Annotated in this window: 24 protein-coding genes; 3 read left to right on the forward strand and 21 right to left on the reverse strand. The window is 51.2% G+C overall.

Annotation, left to right across the window (positions count from 1 at the left end):
• The first annotated feature begins 20 nt into the window (after positions 1-20).
• Positions 21-635 (forward strand): glucosaminidase domain-containing protein, encoded by a 615-nt coding sequence (locus KSX81_RS25555; RefSeq protein ID WP_217725948.1) that lies wholly within the window; start codon positions 21-23, stop codon positions 633-635.
• Positions 636-850: 215 nt separating this feature from the next.
• The gene (locus tag KSX81_RS25560; protein ID WP_075318832.1) at positions 851-1,750 is read left to right on the forward strand and encodes an Abi family protein; all 900 of its coding nucleotides are present in this window, start codon (positions 851-853) and stop codon (positions 1,748-1,750) included.
• 57 nt (positions 1,751-1,807) lie between these two features.
• Here the strand turns inward: KSX81_RS25560 and KSX81_RS25565 are convergent, their stop codons facing one another.
• The 20 genes from KSX81_RS25565 to KSX81_RS25660 form a co-directional block, all read right to left on the reverse strand.
• On the reverse strand, positions 1,808-2,506 hold the full coding sequence (locus tag KSX81_RS25565; protein WP_217725949.1) for a TraX family protein: 699 nt from the start codon (positions 2,504-2,506) through the stop codon (positions 1,808-1,810).
• A gap of 14 nt (positions 2,507-2,520) precedes the next feature.
• The gene (locus tag KSX81_RS25570; RefSeq protein WP_217725950.1) at positions 2,521-4,845 is read right to left on the reverse strand and encodes a type IV secretory system conjugative DNA transfer family protein; all 2,325 of its coding nucleotides are present in this window, start codon (positions 4,843-4,845) and stop codon (positions 2,521-2,523) included.
• A gap of 21 nt (positions 4,846-4,866) precedes the next feature.
• Positions 4,867-5,340: a hypothetical protein gene (locus KSX81_RS25575; RefSeq protein WP_217725951.1), complete on the reverse strand. Its 474-nt coding sequence runs from the start codon at positions 5,338-5,340 to the stop codon at positions 4,867-4,869.
• Positions 5,337-6,224 (reverse strand): conjugative transposon protein TraN, encoded by an 888-nt coding sequence (gene traN / locus KSX81_RS25580; RefSeq protein ID WP_217725952.1) that lies wholly within the window; start codon positions 6,222-6,224, stop codon positions 5,337-5,339. The genes KSX81_RS25575 and traN overlap by 4 nt, the downstream gene beginning before the upstream one ends.
• A gap of 49 nt (positions 6,225-6,273) precedes the next feature.
• Positions 6,274-7,473, reverse strand: a complete 1,200-nt coding sequence (gene traM, locus KSX81_RS25585) for a conjugative transposon protein TraM (protein WP_217725953.1) — start codon at positions 7,471-7,473, stop codon at positions 6,274-6,276.
• A complete protein-coding gene (locus KSX81_RS25590) occupies positions 7,470-7,961 on the reverse strand; it encodes a hypothetical protein (RefSeq protein ID WP_217725954.1) in 492 nt (163 codons plus the stop codon). The genes traM and KSX81_RS25590 overlap by 4 nt, the downstream gene beginning before the upstream one ends.
• Before the next feature lie 11 nt (positions 7,962-7,972).
• Positions 7,973-8,569, reverse strand: coding sequence for a conjugative transposon protein TraK (gene traK, locus KSX81_RS25595; RefSeq protein ID WP_217725955.1), 597 nt, complete (start codon positions 8,567-8,569; stop codon positions 7,973-7,975).
• 18 nt (positions 8,570-8,587) lie between these two features.
• Positions 8,588-9,715 carry a hypothetical protein gene (locus KSX81_RS25600; RefSeq protein WP_217725956.1) on the reverse strand — a complete coding sequence of 376 codons (1,128 nt, stop codon included), beginning with the start codon at positions 9,713-9,715 and terminating at the stop codon, positions 8,588-8,590.
• 47 nt (positions 9,716-9,762) lie between these two features.
• On the reverse strand, positions 9,763-10,446 hold the full coding sequence (locus tag KSX81_RS25605; protein ID WP_217725957.1) for a DUF5045 domain-containing protein: 684 nt from the start codon (positions 10,444-10,446) through the stop codon (positions 9,763-9,765).
• Positions 10,436-11,137: a hypothetical protein gene (locus KSX81_RS25610; RefSeq protein WP_217725958.1), complete on the reverse strand. Its 702-nt coding sequence runs from the start codon at positions 11,135-11,137 to the stop codon at positions 10,436-10,438. Before KSX81_RS25610 ends, KSX81_RS25605 begins: the two co-directional genes overlap by 11 nt.
• 19 nt (positions 11,138-11,156) lie before the next feature.
• Entirely contained in the window at positions 11,157-11,897 is a 741-nt protein-coding gene (locus KSX81_RS25615; RefSeq protein ID WP_217725959.1) for a hypothetical protein, read from the reverse strand.
• A complete protein-coding gene (locus KSX81_RS25620) occupies positions 11,891-14,725 on the reverse strand; it encodes a TraG family conjugative transposon ATPase (RefSeq protein WP_217725960.1) in 2,835 nt (944 codons plus the stop codon). The genes KSX81_RS25615 and KSX81_RS25620 overlap by 7 nt, the downstream gene beginning before the upstream one ends.
• Before the next feature lie 13 nt (positions 14,726-14,738).
• On the reverse strand, positions 14,739-15,029 hold the full coding sequence (locus KSX81_RS25625; protein ID WP_217725961.1) for a DUF4133 domain-containing protein: 291 nt from the start codon (positions 15,027-15,029) through the stop codon (positions 14,739-14,741).
• Positions 15,030-15,052: 23 nt separating this feature from the next.
• Positions 15,053-15,409 carry a DUF4134 domain-containing protein gene (locus tag KSX81_RS25630; RefSeq protein WP_217725962.1) on the reverse strand — a complete coding sequence of 119 codons (357 nt, stop codon included), beginning with the start codon at positions 15,407-15,409 and terminating at the stop codon, positions 15,053-15,055.
• 89 nt (positions 15,410-15,498) lie between these two features.
• A complete protein-coding gene (locus tag KSX81_RS25635) occupies positions 15,499-15,951 on the reverse strand; it encodes a hypothetical protein (RefSeq protein ID WP_217725963.1) in 453 nt (150 codons plus the stop codon).
• A 7-nt stretch (positions 15,952-15,958) separates the two neighbouring features.
• On the reverse strand, positions 15,959-16,549 hold the full coding sequence (locus KSX81_RS25640; protein WP_217725964.1) for a MarR family transcriptional regulator: 591 nt from the start codon (positions 16,547-16,549) through the stop codon (positions 15,959-15,961).
• Between the two features lie 2 nt (positions 16,550-16,551).
• On the reverse strand, positions 16,552-16,965 hold the full coding sequence (locus tag KSX81_RS25645; RefSeq protein WP_217725965.1) for a hypothetical protein: 414 nt from the start codon (positions 16,963-16,965) through the stop codon (positions 16,552-16,554).
• 26 nt (positions 16,966-16,991) lie between these two features.
• Positions 16,992-17,696 (reverse strand): ParA family protein, encoded by a 705-nt coding sequence (locus KSX81_RS25650; RefSeq protein WP_217725966.1) that lies wholly within the window; start codon positions 17,694-17,696, stop codon positions 16,992-16,994.
• Positions 17,697-17,911: 215 nt separating this feature from the next.
• Entirely contained in the window at positions 17,912-19,474 is a 1,563-nt protein-coding gene (locus KSX81_RS25655) for a relaxase/mobilization nuclease domain-containing protein (protein ID WP_217725967.1), read from the reverse strand.
• Between the two features lie 31 nt (positions 19,475-19,505).
• On the reverse strand, positions 19,506-19,898 hold the full coding sequence (locus tag KSX81_RS25660; protein WP_075318831.1) for a plasmid mobilization protein: 393 nt from the start codon (positions 19,896-19,898) through the stop codon (positions 19,506-19,508).
• Between the two features lie 824 nt (positions 19,899-20,722).
• Here KSX81_RS25660 and KSX81_RS25665 point away from each other — a divergent pair.
• The gene (locus KSX81_RS25665) at positions 20,723-20,920 is read left to right on the forward strand and encodes a hypothetical protein (RefSeq protein WP_217725968.1); all 198 of its coding nucleotides are present in this window, start codon (positions 20,723-20,725) and stop codon (positions 20,918-20,920) included.
• A 100-nt stretch (positions 20,921-21,020) separates the two neighbouring features.
• Here the strand turns inward: KSX81_RS25665 and KSX81_RS25670 are convergent, their stop codons facing one another.
• Entirely contained in the window at positions 21,021-22,517 is a 1,497-nt protein-coding gene (locus KSX81_RS25670) for a tyrosine-type recombinase/integrase (RefSeq protein WP_022162034.1), read from the reverse strand.
• Between the last annotated feature and the right edge of the window lie 232 nt (positions 22,518-22,749).

Consider the following 22,749-nt stretch of genomic DNA (forward strand, 5'->3'; position numbering starts at 1 on the left):
ATCAAATCCCTGAAACAGAAATGCGCAACACTATTCTGACACTATTCATGCTGACACTCATGCCGGTAGCGGCATCAGCCCAGTTCTATACGGTTACAAAAGAGACGGAAATTGCACCGCCTTTTGTAAAAGATGCGGTTGAATATGTTGATAATAAAGGAAATAATGAGATTGATTCGATAAAAGTATCAGTTAAAGACACATTAAAACAGATCGGTGTCAGTCAGGTAAAAAGTAATAGGAAAAGCCGAAACAGTGACAAAAGCACGTCCCAAAAGATAAGAGAGATAAAACCGGATAAATGTCTGCCCGAACTTACTATCCCTAATCTCTATGAGGAAATTCTCCGTAACGGTATTCGCCATCCGAAAATTGTGCTGGCGCAGGCCATCCTCGAAACGGGTTGGTTTCGTTCTTCCGTATGCCGCAACAAGAACAATCTTTTCGGCCTGACCAATCCCCGTACAGGGAAATACTATGAGTTCAATCATTGGACGGAGAGTGTCCGGGCTTATTACACGAAAGTGCAATACAAATATAAAGGTGGCAATTACCTGCTATGGCTCAAAAGAATTGGATATGCAGAAGACCCCAGATATATACACTCCGTTATTCGTGTACTTAAACAACTTTAGTTAAGAAAAGAATGAATCAAAAATGTAAAAAGCGAAACTTATGCAGGACAAGATAACTTTTGTACAGGCAAGAGGCATGAAATCAACAGATTATCGTATGGAAATCTATTAAATGTTTTGCAAATCAAAATTGTTTTATTACCTTTGCAGCATTAGAACCTGCCAAGCCTCTTTACAATGCTCAAATCGGCGGGTCGTTTTTTTATTATACCTATATGAAAACAAGTTTTGCCAAGCCATATTCTTCCCCGGCAGAGATTGCTCAAATTCTAAAATCCCGTGGTATGCTCATGGACGATGATCAGAAAGTGGAAAATTATTTGATGAATATTGGTTATCATAGGCTTACTGCATATATTTTCCCCTTTTATCGGATTCCAAAGAGTGATAGGGTCTTGAAGGAAGGCATATCTTTCCGGCAGATACTGACCTTGTACCGATTTGACAAGAAACTACGCATTCTGCTTTTCAATGAAATTGAAAAGATAGAGGTTGCTATACGAAGTGTATTGGCCAATATAGGATGTCAGGAATTAGGTGATAAGTATTGGATTACCAAATCCGAATACTTCGCTAACCCTGACAAGTTCAACCAGACTTTGGCAATCATAGAAAAGGAGTTGGTATCGAGTAAGGAAGATTACATAGAGGACTTTCGGCAGAATTACATTGAAGACTATCCTCCGGCATGGATGATAACTGAAGTGCTTTCATTCGGCAACCTTAACTATATTTACTCAAATATAGCGAGTAACAAACTGATGAAGCGTATTGCCGGTTATTTTGGGTTGAAACCACAGGTATTCACTTCTTGGCTGACGGTGCTTGCCAATCTTCGTAATATGTGCTGTCACCACGCAAGGGTATGGAATCGTGATTTCATGTTGAATCCTGCCGAGCCACGTAAGACCACATACGCATGGATTGATGCCTCAAATGTGGATAAGAAAAGGATTTACTATCGCTTGTGTATAATCCGGTATTTTCTTGCTTCGGCTTCTCCAAATAACAACTTCAATGAAAAACTATCAGTCTTGTTGAACGAATTTCCCTCAATAGATATTGCTGCAATGGGATTCAGCCCAAATTGGAGAAGTGAAGATTTGTGGAAATAATCGGTATTTATGAAACAACATGAATTTTATCTTGAAAAATATCTATATGTCAGTTTGTTATAAATTTAGGTATTTTACAATGATGACAAGTATAAACAGATGCGCTGGGTAAAAAGCATAGAATCCATACTTGGCCACATTGCCTTGTATAAATCCTCTTCTGCCATTATAAAACAGAATAACGGTGCAGGCGAGTATTGCGCCAATTATTCCATAGTGTACCATCAAGGGAAAAGTAAAAAGCAATTGAGCCATTCTACATAAGTGGGAAGGGAAAGTGTTTCTGCACTTTTGAAACAGATGGAAGATCACAATCATCAGAATACCCCGCCACTCGTAATCCACTCCTGACCATGTAGCGAAGAGAGCAATCAGAAGGGTAACAGTTCCACAAAGGATGCCACTCTTTTTCAATGCTTCAAAAGCTGCCAAAGCCGTTACACCCAAAGCCAGCGTAAACATCACGTTGTGCGTGCCGTCAGCCCCGTTCAGCAGACACCACGGCAGTTCGCTGACAGCGGCGAAGCCCAGCAATGTCAGAAAATACCGCATCCTGTTCCGGGTATGTATGAACCCTTCCGCTATCAGAAAAGCGAACACCGGGAAAGCGATACGCCCCATGCAACGCATCGCCCCGTATAGGAAAGTATCATCTTTCAAAAAATAGAGGGCAATGTGGTCTGTCACCATGGAAACCATGGCGATGACTTTCAGCGTGCTGCCGCTCCATCCCGGTAAGCAGAATTTTGTATCCATAATCGTATAGTCATTCAACCCATGCCCAGCAGTTCCTTTACCATGTCCTCGACCTCCTGGTTCACCCGCTTGAAGTTGCGGTTGAGCATGATTTCCCTCTCCCGGTCATTCCGGAACTCGTAGATTTTGGGAAGCGGCACGTAGTGGTCCTCCTCCCGTTTGATTTTCTTCATGTCGAAGTGCGTCTTGCAGAAGTACTTGGTGGTCTTGAACTCCTCGGACTGCTCGATGTCGAATCGCTCCAGCATACTGTCGTCCGTTGCGGTAAAGTCACGCGCCGCCTGCCCGGCCAGCCAGCCGGTGGCCATGTCCGCAATCTTCGCCGCCGGAACGAGGTAGTCCATCTTCTCGGAAATGGTGGTCGACACCTTGCTGTCGTTGATGGAAATGGAACGTGAGGTCTGCTTGGCCTTGCCGAACACGTCGTTCTGCGCCCATTCCAGCGTCTCCTTGTTGCGTGCCGCCCCCATGAAGATGTTGCCGCAGGTGGTGATAATCTTCTGCATCCCCACCTTGCCGTAGTCCGCCTCCAGCTGTGGCAGTTCCTGAAAGCCCAGCGTCACGGCCACCTTGTTGGAGCGTGCCGTGCCGATAAGCCGGTCTATCTTGTGGAAGTACAGGGTCGGCAGCTCGTCCACGATGATGCTCACCGGGATGTTCCCCTTTGAGTTCACACGGGTAATCAGTCGGTTCAGCACCAGTGCGTTCAGCGAGCCGATGACCTGTTCCTTCTCCGGGTCGTTGGCGATGACCAGATAGCTCGGATGTTCCCTGTCGGAAATCTTCAAATCGAAGTCGTCCCCGGTGAACACCCAGTAGGCTTCCGGTGATACCAGCCGGGCGGCATTGACACGGAGCGTGCCCACCATGCCTTCCAGCTGGTCGTTGGCCTTGTTCTCGTAGGCACTCTTGAACGGAGCCATCAGCGAGGCAATCCTCTCGTCCTGCATCAGGATGTTGAACACCTGGTCGTATGGCCTTCCGAGGAAGGACAGCACGTGCGGCATATCGGAATACTCCCCGGTCACGGTGTCCGGCTCCACCTCGTTCCCCTTGTCGTCCTCGTACCAGCAGCGGCTAATCCTTATCTCCCTGCCGGTGCGGTCTTTATAGGAAAAGCCCTCCAGCTCCACGAACATGCGGTCTTCATCGGTCGAGACGTCGTTGCCTTTCTCGTCCACGAAGTCCAGCACCACGTTCCCCTTGCCGTCAAGGGCGTTGAAGTCGTCCCAGTTGCGGATGACCACCTCGTATTTCCTGCCCGTGTGTTCTTTTCCCTCCAGTGAGATGAATCTTTTCAGCTTCTTCCCGTCTTTGAATCCTACCGGGTGGAAGTTCACGAAGAAATAGATGATGGCCGCCAGAAAGTTCTCCGCCGAGTTGGTGAAGAAGGCCTCCGAACCGCCTTTCTTCTCGCCGCCGCCCTTGTTCAGGGAGGCGAGCAGCGTAGCCGCCGTCTCCGATGCCGCCGCCAGGTCGGGAATATACTTCCGTTGTATCGGGTTGATGCGGTTGGAATACTCCACATCGGTAAAGTTCACTATCCTGAATCCGCAATTATCAGGAAGTTTTCCGGCTTTCCTGTTCTTGCAGTACTGGTAAAACAGCGTCTTTGCAAGTGTCGGAAACTTAAAGTCATATACCATGAGGGCGAAACCCTTGGCCGAGTGCTGCCGGATGAACGGGTCGATGATGCCGAACGACTTACCCGAACCGGGCGTACCCAGCACGATAGTCCCACGGAAGGGGTTGATGATGTTGATCCAACCCCTGTGCATCTTCTGTTTCCAGTAATATATCATGGGAATGTTCACCGAGTAGTCGTTGTTTACCAGCACTTCCGACTGTTGGAAGGATTCGTTCTCGAAGTTGAAACGGTCTTCGCCCACCTTGTAGTTGTAATACCTGGCGATGCCGTCCAGCCCCTGATGCACCAGCATGGTGCCCGCCACCGAACAAAGGGTGTAGAGGATACGGCCTGCCGGGAAGCCCATCCAGCTGACGCCGAAGTCCATCCCGTGAAAGACGAAACACAGCCCGACAAGGGTCAGTCCCGCCAGCACCGGGTAGATGACCATCGTCCTGACATTGAACTTCAACGCCTTCTTCGCCTTTGTACCTATACACACCACACAGATGCAGACCAGTTCCGTCACCTTGCAGCCCGCCACCGAGTTGAACACCTTGAAACGTCCCAGTATGTCAAGAATGAACTGCGTGACGCGGTTGTCCGCCGTTACCGGCAGGTTCATCACGATCTCGATGATGAGAAAGATGTAGATGCAACTTCGGAAGTAGCTGTACATCTGCTGCTGTTCCTTCGTTTCCTCAAATGCCATAAGCTATAAATTTATATGCTGTCAAAACGGTATTTTTATTCCCAGCAACAACCCGTTGCGGAAAGTGTCCCCGTGCAGGAAGTTCACGTTGTTCTTCTGGACAATCGAGAACTCCATTCCGCTTCGGAACACGTAGCTGTACTCGAAACCTCCCTCCAGACCGAGGAAGAACTTCCGGTTCACCGCACCGAACTGCGGGCCGAAGCGGAAACGGAGCATCCCGTTCTTGTAGCGGACAAGGCGGTGCTTGTACAGAAGACCGCCGTCCCAGTAATAATCCTTCCAGAAGTTTTTGGAAACGGGCCTGTGCCAGTGCGTGCCCGCCTCGCCGAAGATTTCCACGGCATTGCCGTAGGACAGCGGATATTCATAACCGAGGGTCGCATTCAGCGTTGAGGGGAAGAGGAAGCCGGCGTTCAGCGTCAGCTTGCCGTCCTGTGCGGACGCGCTCATGGAGGCTACCGCACACAAGAGAATAAACAATAATTTCTTCATGGCCTGTCAGTATAAGTGATGTGATAATAGGGATAGTACGGCGTGTCTTTCAAAATGTCCGAATCAAAGCCGTCGGCATTGAGGATGTCCTCGTACTCGATGGTCAGCGTGATGACACGCCCGCTGATCTGGTTCTCCGAAATTTCCAGCCGCAGAATCTTCTCTTCGGGGAAGGTGAGCTTCGGCAGTACCAGCACGTTGCGGTAGTCCTTCTTGAATTTCCTCACGTGGTTGACCGTGAAGACCGGTGTCAGCTCGATGGTCTGCGAGTTGGTCGCCTTGGTCTTCTTCTTGTCCGTGAGCTTTATCCTCGTTTCTTCAATGTCGTAGGGTATCTTGGTCTTGTTGCGCAATGAGTAGTCGATGAAGAAGTAGTCCCCGACGGAGTAGATATTGTTCACAACGGCTTTCATGCCGTGCTCGTTCGATACAATCTGGTTGAACTTGCGGTCGCTGCCATAGACCGCCCACGCATAACGTGCCATCTCCGCCATCGGCATGGAGACTTCCGGGTTGATGTACGACTGCAGGTCGTCGTATGACACATTATATATATTGGAGGCCATGCCGGGAGACTGTGTATAAAGGACATCGTACTGTGCGATATGCCGCTCACCGATAAGGGTCAGCGTACCCAGCAGCTCGTTGTCATCATAGCCCAAGTCCGGCAGGGAATCATTCTCGTGATAAGGCTTGATACGTACAATGTTGTCGGTACACTGGTTGCCGGCAATCTTCGGGGTGGAAATGTCCACCATCTTGATATTCTCGGGCATGACGATGTGCGTGGTCACTTCCCGGTTGACGTAAATCCTCCTGTTGGCGGATGCACTGACTGTCATTCCAAACAGAGATAAGAAGAATAAAAGAATCCTGACTTTCATATTATGCGATTTAATGATTTCTTGTTCGGTGTGTAAAGTATTTGATAGTTTACCGTGCGTCATCCGAATTGATCAGATAGACGATGGTGTTGTACTTGATTTTCGCCTTGTTCTTCCTGATGCCGGAAGAGATGGCGGAAGTGGCGGAGTTGTACATGTTCTGCAAGGCCTGCAGGGCGATGGCCTCTCCCGATATGCCGGAACCGTAGCCGTCCTCCGACTCGAAGTTGATGTTCTGCTGTACCGTGCTGGAGCTTGCGTCCTTCACGAAGTCACGGAACTCGGATTCGGGAACGTAGAACCCCTCCATGCCGTCATTGTCAAAGACAGAGAGCTTGACCTTGATGAACCTGTCTCCCACAAGGATGCTGGTGATGGCAGCCCGGACACGCTGCTGCCCGAATCCTGTCACCGTACCGTAAAGGTATGTGCCTTTCTTCAACCGGGTTCCGCTCACGGTCACGTCGTCAAGCAGCTTGAAGCGAAGGCGCGTGCCTTCCCGTGCCTTGGTGGTCTGGTCTATCATGGCCCGTATCAGCCTGGCTTCCGCCGCTTCATTGGAGGCCGTGACGGTATGGAACTTGCCGGCATTGGTGTCGGAGGATTTCAGGACAAGGTTCGGGCGGTTGCGTTCTGCTTCCTCCCTGCGTACCCTGGCGATGGAGTCCGCACGCTGTTTTTCCGCAATTTTCTCCGCTTCCGACTTGCCGTAACCGAGTCCGGCTTCAATGGCCTTCTGCCGTTCATAGCTCCGTTTCTGTATCTCTTCAAGGTCACGGGCAAAGTCATCCTGCGAGGTGTAACCGTTTTCTGAACCACCACCGGAAGAACCGTTGCCGTAAGCGTAGGAGTTGATGTGCTTTCTTGATTCGGCCAGTGAACGCTCCAGTTCCTCCATTTCCTGCTGCCGGCGGATGCGCTCGGCTTCGGCGGCGTCAATGCTGTCAAGCTCGTCCTCGGTGTAGCCGTGACCCAGTTTTTCATTCTCTTTCTCTTCCTCCCCGAGCGCACCGACTGCCGTGAAGGCATCCTCGTCGTCGAAACGGCGTGACATCTCATACATCTTATCTCCGGTTTCCTGAGTTTGCGCCTCCGGCAGTTCCATGTTGATGTGGTCTGTCGCCACTGCCTCCGCTGTCTCACCGTCGCCGCCGAATGTCTGCATCAGGAAGTAAACCATGGCACACAGCGGAACGAAGACGACCAGCGGAAAGATATACTTGGGTTGTCTAAAATTAATCTTGATCATGGGTTATCATTGTTTTTAAGGGATTTGACGATGTTTTCCAGTTTTTTGTAATGCCGCACGATACGGACGGAATCCGCACGTGATTTCTTCGGGACGGCAATCAGGGAGTCCAGTTCCTTGCGGACGGCCTGCCCCTCGGCGGTCAGTTCCAGCAGTGTACATCGGTGCGCGTCCTTGTTCGCCTGAATGGTGCGGAAACCGCTGAAGAGCGGTTCCATGTTTGCAATGGCACTCACATCGGGTTCCGTCACGTTCCTGCCGGTCAGGAAATCCGAGGCAATGCCTCCGACCAATAACAGGGATAACGAACCGACCACGCAGGCGAATGTCCTTTTGGGATGTTTCCTTGCCCATGCGTTGGCAAGCCGGATGCGCCCCGGCAACCGACATTTCGTGCCGACCGCTCCCAGCTTGGGACGCAGCCAGGAACGTATGAGCTGGTGTGTCTTTAGTCGGCTTTCCTGTAAACTCTTCTTAAATGATTTCATATCCGATATTTTTAATAGTCCAAATCCTTGTTCTCGATGGTTCTCCAGCCGGTGATCATCAGCCCGTGGGGATTGTTTTGTGTCCTGGGCACGCTCTCGATGTACCCGGTCGTCACCAGCGAACGTTTCTGGTCACGGGAACGCCGTTTGATGAGTTGCGTGCCGTAATAGGTGAACTTGCGTTCGCTCCCGTCAAAGCGGATAGAGTCGCACATGACGGTGCAGACCGCCGACGAGGAAATGATGTCGGAATAGAAGCCGTTCTCGTCCATGGCCTGTTTCTGCTTCAGTGCCGTGCCGTCCGCCATGTACATCGCCTTGCCGAGCGTCCAGCGGATGTAGTCGTCATCGGGCGGCAGGTTGAAGAAATACTGGTGGAAAAGCTGGATGTGCGCCTTCGCCTCCATGGTGAAATTGGCCTCCAGCTTCGCACGCTCGGCGAGGAACGGGATGTCCCCGTCGAGTACATAGATCTGCTGCCGCTCCTCGCTTACGAGGGAGACGCAGCACCAGACGGTGAACCCGCAGATGACGGCACAGCCGGCAATGGTGGCCAGCACCGTCATCATGGCGAGCTTCGTTTTCTGTGCAAGGGATTCTATAAGCATATACTGTCGTTTTGAAGTTTACTTTACGAGTGATTTCCCCATGGAGCCTGCCGCACCGATTGTCGAACCTACCGCACTTCCGGCCATCGAGCCTGCCGCGCTCGTGATGCCCATGGCGGTGGAGCCTGCCACGGAACCCGCTCCCGAGCTTACGCCGCCCGGTATCAGCCAAGAGGCCACTTCGGGGACGAAGCGGATGATGTAGGCACCGACGAGCATACCCATGGCGTACATGCAGTTCGAGCCGACGCCCTGAAGGCCGAGCGCGCCGATCTGCTCCCACGAGTTCACCGAACCGTGCAGGAGGTGGTCGTAGGCCACCAGGTCCTGCTGGAGGTTGTACAGGAGGATGAAGTCGATGTAGTACAGGCACATGTAGGTCACGAATCCCCACAGCGAGAGGGAAAGGTACTTCGACATCCACTGGCTCCAGGCCGAGTTCCACGGCGGGGCGAGGGAGAGGGCGAACATGATGGGGCAAAATATCATGAGGATGGCCATGAAGATGCGCTGCGCCACGAGGATGCCGTAGTAGGACATCTGGAAAATCAGTTCGCCGATGAAGCGTATGACGTCGTTAATCCACTCGCTGACCTTGGTCTCGGCGGCCACGGCGGCACGCTGGGCGTAGTTGTTGATGGTGGTGCCGAGGTTCTCCACGTTGTAGATGAGCTTGTCCCACCAGGCCGCATCCTGCCCGATGGCTGCCACCTGTTTGGCGGTGGCGATGGAGTCCTGCACCGTCCGGAGGCGGTCAAGGTAATTCCCCTGTTTCTGCGCCACCTTCAGCTCGAAGGCGGCCACTTCCTTGTTCTTGGCCTGCGCCATGGCCTTGGTGGCTGACTCCAGGCTCTTGCCGGGAACCTGCAACGCCTCGCATATCCATGACGAGGAGGAGATGCAGATGGAGATGCCGATGATGCGTAGGAGCTTCATCACGTCCATGCCGCGCCGTCCGAGCATCATCATCCAGCACTCGTAAGAGCCGACACAGAGGGCGAGGCAGAGTCCGAGGGCACGGGCCAGCGAGACCGCATCACCCAGCACCGCCACGTTAGGGAATGTCTCCATGGCGACCAGCAGCTTGTCAAGGCTCTCGTCGATGGCGGGCAGACCGATGGTCAGGAGTGTACACATTATATTCATACCGTTCTTACTTTATATTTATATTTTCCAGTTTCTTGTTTCCCTTTTTAATAATGAGTGGCGGCCACGGCACACAGATGCGCCGTCCGGCTGACCAGTTCCTCCATTTTCTTCCTGGCTTCCTCGTAGGCCTGCTGCCTCTTGGCGTTCTCTAGCCCGTAGCCGACACCGGTCTTGTGGATGTAGGCGATGTCCGCACAGAGGATTTCATTCTGCCGGCTCAGTTCGTCCACCTGGTACTTGAGCCTGCCGCCGCTTTTCTTCATGCAGTAGAGCAGCCCGTCGGTGATGCGGTCCTGCATCCGGTTGAACTCGTCCTTGTAGGCAGGGTAACTCAAATCCACGTTGCGGTCCGCCTCCCGTGCCAGTTCCTCCTTGTACAGTCCTTCGATGTGTTTGCGTTCCTCTTCCGCCTTTTCCGCCTTCTGACGCTGGGTTTCCCCGGCCGTGACACGCACCGGCATGATACGCTTGATGTTGGAGTCCTTCTCCCTGAACCGCACCCGGAAGCCGGAATGGAAGCCCGCCCATTTCCAGTACATGTCCGCACCGGAATACCGCTTGTGGAGAAAATAGTAGTACCAGTCGGGAGCGAAGTCCCACGGGCCGTTCTCCATCGACTTCCACTGCCGTTCCTTTTCCTTGTCCCTTGTAGGCCGTTGGGCGTTGGAGACAAGCGGGATGCCGGCCAGTATGATTACAGCCATGATAATTGTCTTTCTAACCTGCATATCCTTCGTTCCATTTGTTGATGACCTTTTCCGCTATCGCATCCTTGACTTCCGAGTTCAGGATTTCCCAGATGTAATCAGGTTTCCAACCGCAATCCGTTACAAGATAGCAGTACAGGTTTGCGTTGTCAATGATGTACCGTGCCTTGTCAATGGTGCTTTTGAGCGTCAGCACCAGATTCAGTTTCTCGTCCATGCTCGCCTTCATCAGGTTGATGCCCGAAGCGGCCACGGACGCATAGAGCTTGTAGCAGTGCTTTATCTCCCTTGATATGGCGAGGTTGGCATCCGTGTAGTACCATGCCACGAAAGGCTTGTCCTTCACATATTTGAAAGTGCCTTCCGTGAAGTCCTTGTATTCCCTTACCAGCCGGTACAGGGAGTTGGCGGTGGAAGAAATGGCTCCGGCCAGTATCAGGTAGGAATGGGCGTTGTCAAGTCTTGTGTTCAGCGTGGTGCGCACGTCATTGAACCTGACGGCGCCTTTCGTGATTAAAGACTGTTCGCCGAAACTGGCGGCCACTCTCTGTAACGCCTGGTCCTCGTCTTGCTTCACGGCCTTGTGGAGCGCAATCAGTGCCTCGATGGTCGGAAGGTCTTTCGGGATGATGAACGCAAGGCTCTTCATGGGCAATAACAGTATCGCCACAACGATGCTTACTATTTGTATTCTTATTTTTCTATATGCCATACCTGATTTTAATTTTTCGTCAATAATTTGCAGCCACCAGTCCGTTCCAGTTTTGTATCAGACCGCCCACATGGCTTTTCATGCTCACCACGTTCGCCCATCCCTCCGGGTCGATGGCAAAGAACAGGTCGTTTGCCGTGGCGAACTGCGCCATCAGCACCATGCCGTCCACCTTGTAGCGTATCTTCATCAGGCCGGTATAGATACGGTTGGCCAGCGTCAGCCGCTCATAACGGTCGAGCAGGTTGTATCCGTCTTTCTTCCTTTCTGCCGTGCCCTGTCCTTTGAGCGGGTTCTGCACCCCGGCATTGTTCACGATGTTCACGAAATCGCCCACGAGCTGCTGTGTCTCCACAACCAGACCGCCCAACTCTGTCAAACAATAGAGCTTATTTGTAAACTTGGCTTCATTCACGGTCTTGACCAGTTCCGGCACGTCTTTGAGGATGTCAAAGGCGCACGAGCCGATTTCCTTGTAGTACAGGCTTTCCGTTCCGAAGCCGGACACGTTTTCCATCGTCAGCTTGTAGAGTTCCTTGATGGTGGCCATGCTGACCGTGTACAGCTCCACCTTCTGTTTCCTGGCAGCGATGGAGTCCAGCTGCAGGTTGTGCCGGTCCTCGATGAGTTTCTGCGAGGCGGTGTTGGCGGCCACCACCTTGATGCAGTTCTTGTCGATGACGACACGCCATCCGGCAAATGCCTGCATGGAGACGGTTGCCAATAAGAATGTGATAAATATGTATCCTAATTTTACCATAGCGACATTACCTTTTTATGTTCGTTGACTTTCCTTGCAAACTCACGGAAAAGCGGACTTCCTGCCTTATGGCGGTCTTCCTCTATCCGTATGATGGCCTCCTGCAACCCGCCGTAGTGGGCGATGTAGGTTTTCAGGGCTTCCTTTTCCGAACGCTCGGTGGTGTAGGCCCAGTAACATTCGGGGGCTTCCTCCACGCCATAGACATCCGAGTTCTGTCCCCGGCATATCCACACCTCCTTGAAATAGCTGCGTCCCTCGTGATTGTTCAGGGCGTTGATGGAGAATATCTGCTGCCGCTGGACGGGCGTAAGTCCCAGGATTGCGGCAATCTGTTCGTACCTGTCCTTGAACTTGGTCTGGTCGAGCAGTATCTTCACGTCGGAGTTGTTGATGATGGCCTCCTTGACGATGGGCGAGTCTATCACGTCGTTCAGTTCCTGCGTGACCACCCCGGCGATGCCGTGGAACTTGCGGACGGTCTTGTAGAGATACTTGATGTACTCGGCCATGGTCGGGGATGCGATGGCCTTCCACGCTTCTTCGATGATCAGGGCCTTGCGCCCTTTCTTGATGCGCATCTTCTGCAGGAACACGTCCATGATGATCAACACAATGATGGGGAAAAGCACGGGGTCATCCTTTACCTTGTCGATTTCAAAGATGATGAACCGCTCGTCAAAGAGGTTCACGTCCATGTCGGAGTTCAGCGTGGCCTCCAGCTCTCCGCCCCGGTAGAACTGTTTCAGGATGGCGGCGAAATTATGGATATCGAAGCTGATCTTGTCCATGGCCATAATCTGGGGGATACGCTCCAGCGCGAACTCGTAATAGGAGTTGAAGGACAGCTCCCTGACTTTCAGCCTGCGCCTCTGCTGCTCGATATGCCTTATCTGCCGGTCCGTCTTCACCAGCTGTGTGTTCTCGTAGAGTTCCTGCTTGTACTTCTCTACGATGGCAAGGGCGCGTTCCCGCTCTCCCTTGCTGGCTGCCCCGTCCCGTGCCAGCGCAAGCAGGGAACGGCATTGTCGTAGCAGCTTCACCTTCCGGGCTTCCGCCGGGAGCATCAACGCCCGCTTCTCCGTTTCCTCCGGCGGTGGCGGCTCGTTGATCTGCCGCTCGATGTCCTCCATGCCCTTGTTGTACTTGTCGGGGTCTTCCTCCATCTTGGATGCCACCAGCAGTTTCTGCCTTAATGCCTCACGCTCATCGTCGCTGAACCCATCAAACGGGTGGAAGTAGGTCTCATAGTATTCCACGAGGGTCTGGTTGACGAGCATGTCCTCTATCTTGTCGGGGAAGGCGTTGCCCTTAAAAATCAAGAATATCAGTGATTTGAGAAAATTCTTCTTCTCGCCGAAGTTCTGCTCGTATTCCTCCCTCGTCACCTTGAAGGGGTTCATGGAGATGGGCTTCTCCTTGGAATAGGCGATGTACGTGCCCTTGTAGTAGCCGCATATTCCCTCGTAGGAATCACCCGTATCCACCATGACCACATCGGTATCCTGTTCCAGAAGCTGGCGCACGACGCTGTTCATGTGGAAGCTCTTCCCGCTGCCCGAAGGCCCGATACAGAAGAAGTTGGCATTGTCCGTCATTTTTACCTTTCCTTCCTTGCCGGTGATGTCGATGCAGACGGGCAGCCCCTGACGGTCGGTGTAGTACGTGGTCAGCGGCGTGTCCTCCGACTCTTTCATGCGCTCCTTGAAGAAGAAGCACAGGGCGGCGTCCGAGAGGGTAAGGAAGAGGTCATAGTCGGGATTGAAGGCGTAGGCGTTGCCGGGGAAGCTGTCCGTGAACAGTTCCAGCTGGTTGTAGGCGGTACGGGAGGGCATGATGCCGCACTCGTAGAGCCTGGTCTCCAGATACGAGGTCACGGATGTAACCTTGTCCGGCGGACAGCTCACGAGGATGTTGAAGTTGCAGTACACCAGCAGGGTGCTGTCCACGGCCAGTCGGTGCAGCACTTCCTCGATGTCGGCCTTGGCTATCCTGTTGCTCGGGTCGGGCATCGAGCCGTGGCGTTTGGCCTTGGCCTGCAGCTGTCTAAGGAGTTTGCGCTGCTGGGGTATCTGCACGGCCTGGTTGTACACCACGCAGTCTGCATGGGGCACGTTTGACAGGAACGAGAGCAGGTCGGTGGCGACGGCATAACCGTTGATGCTCGTCTCCGTGTAAGGTTTCACCAGCGAGGGCAGGTTAATCTCGTCGATGTCCACCAGCGGGTAGGAACGGATGATGCGGTCGCCGGTTCTCAGGTATTCGTCCGAGGCCTTGAAGTTGGTCATGGAGAACGGGCCGCTTCGGAAACGGAACGCCATGAAGCGGTGGCAGTATTCGTTGACCTCCTCTTTCGTCAGCAGCCAATGCCGGATGTTTTTCTCGCCCAGGATGTCTGCCACCTTGCTGACTTTGGCGTGGAAGTCCTGCCACTTCTTCGGGTCGTACTGCACGAACTGGCCGTGCTGCGCCTCCTGCGTGACAATAAGGTACGTGCGTATCTCCGTGAACTCCCTTCCCTCGAAGTAACGGAAATAGCTCCTGTTCAGGAACTCCGCGTCTTCCGGCACGTCGTGGTGGTAGGCCTGCTTGCAGAAGATGTCCTGCTTCTGCAGGGCATACCCCTCGCCGAGCGTCTGCGCCACGTTGGAAAGCACGTCCTGGAAGCGCAGGTACTGCTCCGCATCCGTACACAGCTGCTGCACGGGGTTGGTCATCCCGAAGATGACGGACGGGTTTCCGCCGGCCGAGAAGAGGACGACATGGCCGTCCGTTTCCTCCAGCTGTGCATAAAGCCCGTCAAATGCCCGTTTTCTGGTAGATGCCATAGGATGATGATTTTTAATTTTTATTCCTTAGATTATTGTACACGAATATGCCCCTTGACCTGCGTTTGTTGTGTAGCCCGCCGCGCTGCTTGACATAGATAATGATTAATCCGGCTGCTGCCATGACGAGCATGGCGATGAAGCCCGCTATCTTGCCCAAGGCGATGGAGAAGACGATGAAGCCTACAAAGGACACGCCTACGGCTGCCGCCGCCAGCGTGAGGAAGCGGCCGCGGATGCCCATGAACTCCAGCGGTTTCTGCAAGCCCTTGAATACCGGATAACCTTCCTTGTCCATTGCCATGCGATATAAGTTTTATAGAACTTTTATGTGAAGAACAACGGCAAGGCCTCCGACAATGCGATGAACGCGATACATCCTCCGATGGTCAGCATGATGGTCTTCTTCACGTCCTGATCACCGTTCTGCATTTTGAAATAGACGTTGAACGCCCCGACAAGGACGATGACGGCGGCGATGGCCTTCATCAGGTTCGACACGGGTTCCTGGTAGGAACTGACTTCCTGGGTGGCCTTGGTGAAACCTGCCGCTCCCTTGCTGCCTGCCATGGCCTCGCTTACCGAAACGGTTATGGCGATGGCGGCCAGTACACTTTTCTGTGCAAAACGGGAACATTTGATGCGGTCTGCCGCACGATGTAATTGTTTTCTTAACTTTTGCATTTTCAAAACATGTTTATGAAGTTCTATCGCCAAAGGAACGTCGGGCTTTCCGGTGAAAGTCCCGTGATATTTTTTTCTGTAATAAATCATTACTTCGCATTCTCGCAGGTGAAGATAAGCGCACCCAAATCGCAGCAGCCGGTCTCCGTCAGCCTGTTTATCTCGGTGAGGAGGTCTTCCACGAGGATGCCGTCCGTCATGACGGCTTCCCTGTAACCGGGCCGGCGGAAAGGCTTTTCGCTTTCAGAATGTTGCTCCGGTTCGTTACCGGCAGCTTCCGTATCATCAGACTGTGATGCTTGGTCAGATGCTTCCGTATTTTCTTCCTGAGAAATTTCCTGCTGCTTTTCGGGTTCATCCCGATTGACCTTGACAGCCTTGAAGGTCTGCGCTTCATCCGATATGTCGATGTCCTCTTCCGCATTGTCCTCCTGCTCCGCCGCCTGTGCGGCCCTGGCTTTCTGTATGTCAAGCGCGATGAGTGCCGCATAGTAAAGGACAAGGGCGGTGAAAAGGAGGAATACTATTTGTCCGTATTGCATGGCGTGTTCAGATTATGGTTGTCATACTTGGTATTCCGTCTTCCGGCAGGGGAAGGAAATGAAGCCCCAGCTTGCAGCCTCTTGATTCCAGCTGTTTCCTGCGTACCAGCGTATCGCTGTAATAAAGGATGTTGCGTTCGTCGCCCACGATATAGCCAGTACTTTTCAGCCGGGAGCGGAGCCTGACCCGTGCCCTGTTGGACACTACCTTCAGGCGTGTCAGAGGTTCAAGCCCGAAGATGACACGCCGCCTCTCTTTCCGTATGAGTTCGTTCCGCACACGGGACAGCACCTTGCGTGCCTGTTCCCCGGTACGTTTCAGTCCCAGCCTGGCCGCAATGCGGCTGACGCTTGTCTTGGTGATGCCGAGTTCCCTGCCTATTTCAGAGAAGGAATACTCATGGAAGTGGCTGCGGATATACCCGGCACGTTCCATCCACCCGGACTTGGCTATTTTCACGATGCCCAGCCTGCGTGCCATGTTCTTCACCGCCGTCTCGCTCATGCCGAGTACGCCTGCCGTATAGGCCGTGGTCTCCACCGGATAGAGTTCGGCAAGCAGGGCAAGCCTGTTTTCGTTCCATTTCTCTTTTCCCATGGCTATATCTCTTTCAGGTTCATAAAAAGCGATTTGTTTTCCCGACGGTAGCGGGCAAGCTGCGGCAGGAACGCGCCGAAAAAGGCACGGACGATGGCGTTCACCAGGTCGGAACGGCAGCGGCCACGGATGTCGCAGTCGTCCAGCGAGTCGGCAAGGTCACGGTCGAGCTTGCATACCAGCCGCTCTTCCTTGTCGTCGTGGGTGCCCGTGTCTTCAAGGAAGGAGAGAAAATCCTCCCAGCACTTTTCAAGGCCGCCGTTCAGGGAAACGGGGGCTGTTGTATGTCCGGCCGTTGTCTCAGCCTTTCCTGTCTCATGTACATCAGATTCTTCCTGACGCTTGTCGGTCAGGGTGATTTCTGTGTCGTTGATGCCTTTGATAAGGTCGTCTATTTCCGGAATGTCTTTTGCCATTGCGTTATGGGTTTGATGGTTACTGATTATTGTTCATTCTGATTCTCGTTATTGCCGAAAATGTCGGCATAGATTTCTTCAAATACGGGTGCCACGATGCCGGCCTGCATGTCAAGGGCGGCCATGGTGCTGAAACGCTCCATGTCGGCACGCTTGGGAATTTTTCCCGTTACCTGTCCGTAGTTGGAGAAGGTCTCCCGTGCGCTCTCCCAGATGGCCAGTTCGGAGCGTTTGCCGACCCTGCCGTCATTCAGGTTGGGTACGATGAAGAACCTCGCCTTCATCTGTCCGGCGGCGGCCTTGCGCAGACGGTCGGTGAACATGAGAAAACTGGCGGTGGAGGGAACCGTCACCAGGTCGTAGTGGAACGGCACGATGATGATGTCCGAGTTGACGAACATGGGAATCAGTCCGTCCGCCTTCAGGCTGCCGGGAGAATCCATGAGTACCACGTCCATGCCCGGCTCGTTGCGCAGCCTTTCCATCAGGGCGGTCATGGCTTGCCTGTCGTCCGCACCGTATGCCAGCACATCGTATGGGATGTGTTCCTCTCCGTACTTGCGGATGTCGGCCTTGCGGCACTTGGCCACGGATTGCTGGGTGTCGCAGTCTATCACGAGCACGCGCTTTCCCTTTGTCACCAGGTAGTTGGCGAATGTCACGCAGAGTGTCGTCTTGCCGACGCCTCCTTTCTGGTTGGCGAATGTTACGATGACCGGTGTCTGTATCATGTCCGTGCGATAATTGGTTATGCTCCAAAATTATCATCCGCACAACCTGAAAAACGAAATGCGCAACACTTATATGCTCCGGGTAGTTCAGACTAAGGTGTCCGGAATTATGAAATTCGGGAAATCAGGGTTTATACTGACCGAAAAGGTTACGGCAGGAAGTCTGTCAGTGACTTTGTACTGTAACCTTTTTACCATTATCATATATCGTTCCGCTATCGCTTTAATGTGCGTCCGTCGTCGATGTCGTCATAATTACCTTTTTGACCGACTTCCCATTCACGCTTCTCGCTCTGGCTGCCGCCTCCGGCATCACGCAGCCGAATATGTCCGCCTGTTTTATGTCCGATGTTTTTGTGGACGGATTGTCTGTCGGTTTGTGGCTTATGCGATTTTCTTTTCAACCGTTCAAGATTGAAGCCTTCTTCTGTCAGGTTGATGACAAGGTGTTCCTTGAAATTGACGGCATAAGTGTCGTTCCCGTCCTCCCGTATGGTGAAGCCTTCCTCGAAGAGCTTTCCCTTGACGGAACCGGTGGTATCGTCACTGAAAATCTCTCTCAGCCGGTTGACGGCATCCGTGTGGGACCGGGTACGTTCGGGAGTGAGGGTGACAAGGTCGGGGCGGTTCACCTTGAATATCCTGCATAACATGTCCCGTTCGGCTTCGGTGGCCGGTTTGAATTTTTCAACCCGTTCGATACGGTTGTTGCGGTCGATGGCTTCCGCCATGAACGGTTTCAGAGGCCGTGACTGCCCGTTGAAATAGATGACACCTTTCTTGATGTAGGCGTGCTGCCTGCGTATCTTGCTGTAAATCTCGCCCTGGGTTATCTTGGGGTTGAGCGTGAGCAGGCGGTCTATGTAGTCCTCGATGCGGTCAAACCGCTGTTCGGGGGTGGCGAAGTCCAGCAGCTCGTCCACGGCCAGCACCCTTGCACCGTGGATGACGGTCTTGTTATGGTGGTCTACTATCATGTAACCGTAAGGCTCGTCTTTCTTACCGAAGAACACGATGTCAATGCCGAACTTGCCTTTCAGTTCCTTTTGCAGCTCTTCCTTATTGGTACTCACGTCCCGGTATTTTTTGAGGATGCTTCTTAATTGCCGACATCGTGCCCTGTCCGTATGGCCTCTTTTATACAATGCCTCTATGTCGGAGAGGGGAAGCCTGTGTTGCACCTTCCCGCCGTGCTTGATGAATACAGTACCGTCTTTCTGATAGACCTCGTATCCCATGGAGGTCATCACCGCTTTGTACTGGGCAAAGGAGGAGAAAGTGTACTGTCTGGCAGTCTCCATATCCTTGTCTGTCTTTTGTTTCCTGTTGGTTCCCAATATCTTGTCAATGGCTTCCTGCGAGCGTCTGCGCTCGTGGTCGTGTACAATCTTCCTGCCGTCTGGTGCGATGCGAGAGGTGACGATGTGCAGGTGAGTGTTGTCGGTGTCATAGTGGGAATAGACAAGCAACGGCTGTCCGGGTTTAGCATAGCCCATTTCCCGGAGATATTGGTGGGCGAACTCCAGCAGCTCGGTTTCCGACTTCTCGTGTCCCTTGCAGGATATGGCCACATGGAACTGTGCCTTCTGTATCCGGCTGTTCCGGGAGGTATATTCCTGGAGATACTTGACCAGTTCATCGGGGGTGGGTCTACCAAATGTTCCGAGTGCCCCGAAATTCTGGATTTCGAGTAAACGGGCTACACCTTTCGCGACTTTCCGCTCATTGTAACCGACTGCGTGGAAGTTCGGGCTTCCGGGTAATATGGTTGCTATCATTTGGGTTGGATTGATTGGGAGTTCGGGATATTCAGAGCTTGACGGCCTTTTTGGTGACTTCTTCCAGTTCCCTTTTTATTTCGTTCAGGGTGTCCTGTGTCTCACGGATAACCGGCATCAGCACCTCACGGAGATATTCCGGTGGCAGCAACCCGGCAACCGAAAGTTCGTTGGCTCTCTTGACCGACTGGTTCAGGTTGCCGCCTATATGGGAAAGCTCGTTATGGTACTTCCGGTAGAACTCACCGAGTGCCTGGATGAGTTTGAGTTTCTGTCTCACATCGACACGGGTGTATTCTTCAAGTGCCTTGCGCACATAACTGCTCACTGTTTTATAGACGGAAGAAGAAGCCTCTTTCTTAAACAGTTCCACTTCTTCCAATGTCATTCGTACCTTGATGTACTTGGTCATTTGCTTCTTCATACGATGATAACTTGTTTTCGGGTTTCCCGGAACTTCTTTCGCAGGGCGAAACAGCGGCATTGCCGCTCCGATGCGCAGCAGTCGGCAAGTTACCTTTGTGGAAGCTAAACGGAGTTTTGTGGCCACAAAGGTACAACTTGCCTGACAAATCCTGCAACGCAGTTCGATGTCCTCCGGGGTTCATTCTTGCACCAAAATTACCGCATAAAACGCCTTGCGGAGAAATGCACAACAGAATTGTAGGTTTCCACCCGGAAGTCCCGGAACACGGATAATCCGATATGACGGATAACCCGGTCATTGATAATAAGAATACTTCATTTCGAGATAGTCCGAAAAAAATATCTGTGATATAATGAAAGTTCACTCACCTGATTTGTGAGAATTTGAATAGTCGGATAAGTAATACAGACGGATACGTACAGCCATAATATTAGGGCATCAAGTGATGTGAGAATAGAAGTTGAAATGACCGGATGTTTCAAGTTTGGCGGTATGTTGAAGCTGTTTTCGGGAGTTTGAGTAATCAGGACATCAGGGGAAATGAAGAGTTCGGTATCAGTATCAGGCAATGGACTGTTTACTAAAAAATGTGTTTTGAAATGACTTACGGACTTTGATAAATGGGTTGTTCTTATGATAGTCCCACAGTTTCCCATATCCGAATATTTCGGTTTGTTCGGTTACCCATTTTCTTATATTTTTCTTTGTAATTTACTGAATATAAAGGTGATGATGCTTTGATATATGACTATTTTTCAGTACCTTTATACTATAGAACCGGGATTTTAGAATATCAAGTTTCATTAAAAAAGTAACCTTGTATGTTTGAATTGTTGTTGCTGATATACCTGTTTCCGATAGTAGTGATAGTAATACTACTGTTCAAGCTGGCGAGATGGCTTGTCCGAAATACATTCAGGCTGCTGTGGTGGTTTGTGAGGAACTTCTTTGTCCTGCTGGGCAAAGGTCTGACACGGGCTTTCACGCTGATTATGACGGGTAGGATTTTCAACCGGTAGGGAAAGATAAAGCCGTACCTGCCGGGTATGACCGATACGGCTCTGTGAACGGTGGGTAAGTTCTTCCCTTTACGTTGATAATTCTTTGGCTGACTGCCTGCTAAAACCCCTTGCCTTTGCTACGTTCATATACGACCTCCTTTTTGGAATCACAATTCATGAGACGGAATTGTACTGTACATCCCGTTGGAATATCACTCGGAAGTTTTGCTGCCAATTTACTTATGACTTGATCCACATTGCTGAACCCTATATCAGTAAGTTCACTGACGACATCACCCTTAAAATAGGCGCGGCCATAAATCATCATTTTCTTGGATATGCGGAACATCTTGTCTGCCGGTTCTTCTATATCACGGGCTTTGCCTTGCTTACTTTTCTTACTGCTGAAAAAGATGAAGTCTATTACTTTTGCATTAAGTTCCCAAGCTGGAGTAAAATCTATTTTCACATACCCTCTCGTTACATTCAGTCCGTGGCTGTGGTTCATGCCGAATGCCACTTCATAAAGGTTGGCATCACAGTCATTCTGTGCAATGGTCGCCCATGTATGACGGAACGTATAGTAGCAGTAGTAGTCCTCTTTCTTCATTCCCATATCCGCACAGATCTTTCGGATTCCGTTGTTTACGTTTGCATTGAAACTGTCTGAATTACTGTACCTTTTGTGAAAATTGAACAGGTATTCCTCGTTCTCATCATGGGAGAGGTATTTGTCAAATGTGGACTGGATGAACGGCTCGACACGCATTTCAATATACGCTTCGTCCCTGCGGCTGTGGCGGGTCTTTGCCCGTTTGTAACCGATAATACCATCCTTATAATTCTCCTTTTTGAGTTCGTACAAGTCAACCGTGTTGATGCCACCAAGGCAAAGGGAGAGAAGCGACACATCACGGGCAAGTTCCGGTAGGGAAGAAATCATCTTCGTTTCCGGTAGTGGCCGGTTGAAAAACTCACGGCAGGCTTCGGCACTGATGGCACGTTGTACACCGTTGTCTGATTTTGGAATAGTAATTTTCTCCCACGGATTGAATTTTATACGTTTAATTTCTCTTTCTTCGTCATTGTACTCTATAATGGCCTTTTTGAAAATTTGGCGAATACAAGTTGGATACATTTCTTTTGCTCGTTTTGTATGAGACAAATTTTCTATCCATTTTTTCAAAACTGCTGTAGTTAGATGGCTGAACATTATACGAGTTGTTCCTAAATAACGTTCCAAATGGTTTACGGCAAGTTGATAATTTCTTGCATTTCTTTCAAAGCCTTCTTTTTCCATGCAACTAACAAAGGTTCTGGCATATTCACTGAAACAAACTTCTTCTGCTGTTTTAAGCAAATAATCAATGACTTCCTTAACATCCCATAAAGATGTATTTATTCGATTTAGTCTATCTGTATATTGCCTTATGAGCATTGAACAGTATTCATTTACTACTGGATCAATCAATTCCCCATTGCTCGTAATATGATTCTTGTCCACAATTTTATCGGTCTTGATATATCCAGGTTTACGATTGTGTACTATCCGTATGTACACGGAATAGAGACCATCAATTCTTGGCTTTCTCACCATTACTTTTAATGTTGTCATATGTACTTTAATTTTATAGCTGCTATAGCCTTTTAAGTTGGTGTAAGCAGGTGTAAACAATACAGGGATTTGGTGTAAGCAGAGTGTAAGCAAATACGTTCATTTGGCTCATTTTATGCGGTCAAATGTACGAACCGCCTAAACGCAACTCAGGCTGTAATTACCACTAAAAGCAGTGAATTACAGCCTGATATCAAGTTTTAATTTTATAAAGTCGCTATTCTTGCGAATG

It is taken from the genome of Bacteroides sp. MSK.18.37, assembly GCF_019129155.2.
Classification (GTDB): domain Bacteria; phylum Bacteroidota; class Bacteroidia; order Bacteroidales; family Bacteroidaceae; genus Bacteroides; species Bacteroides ovatus.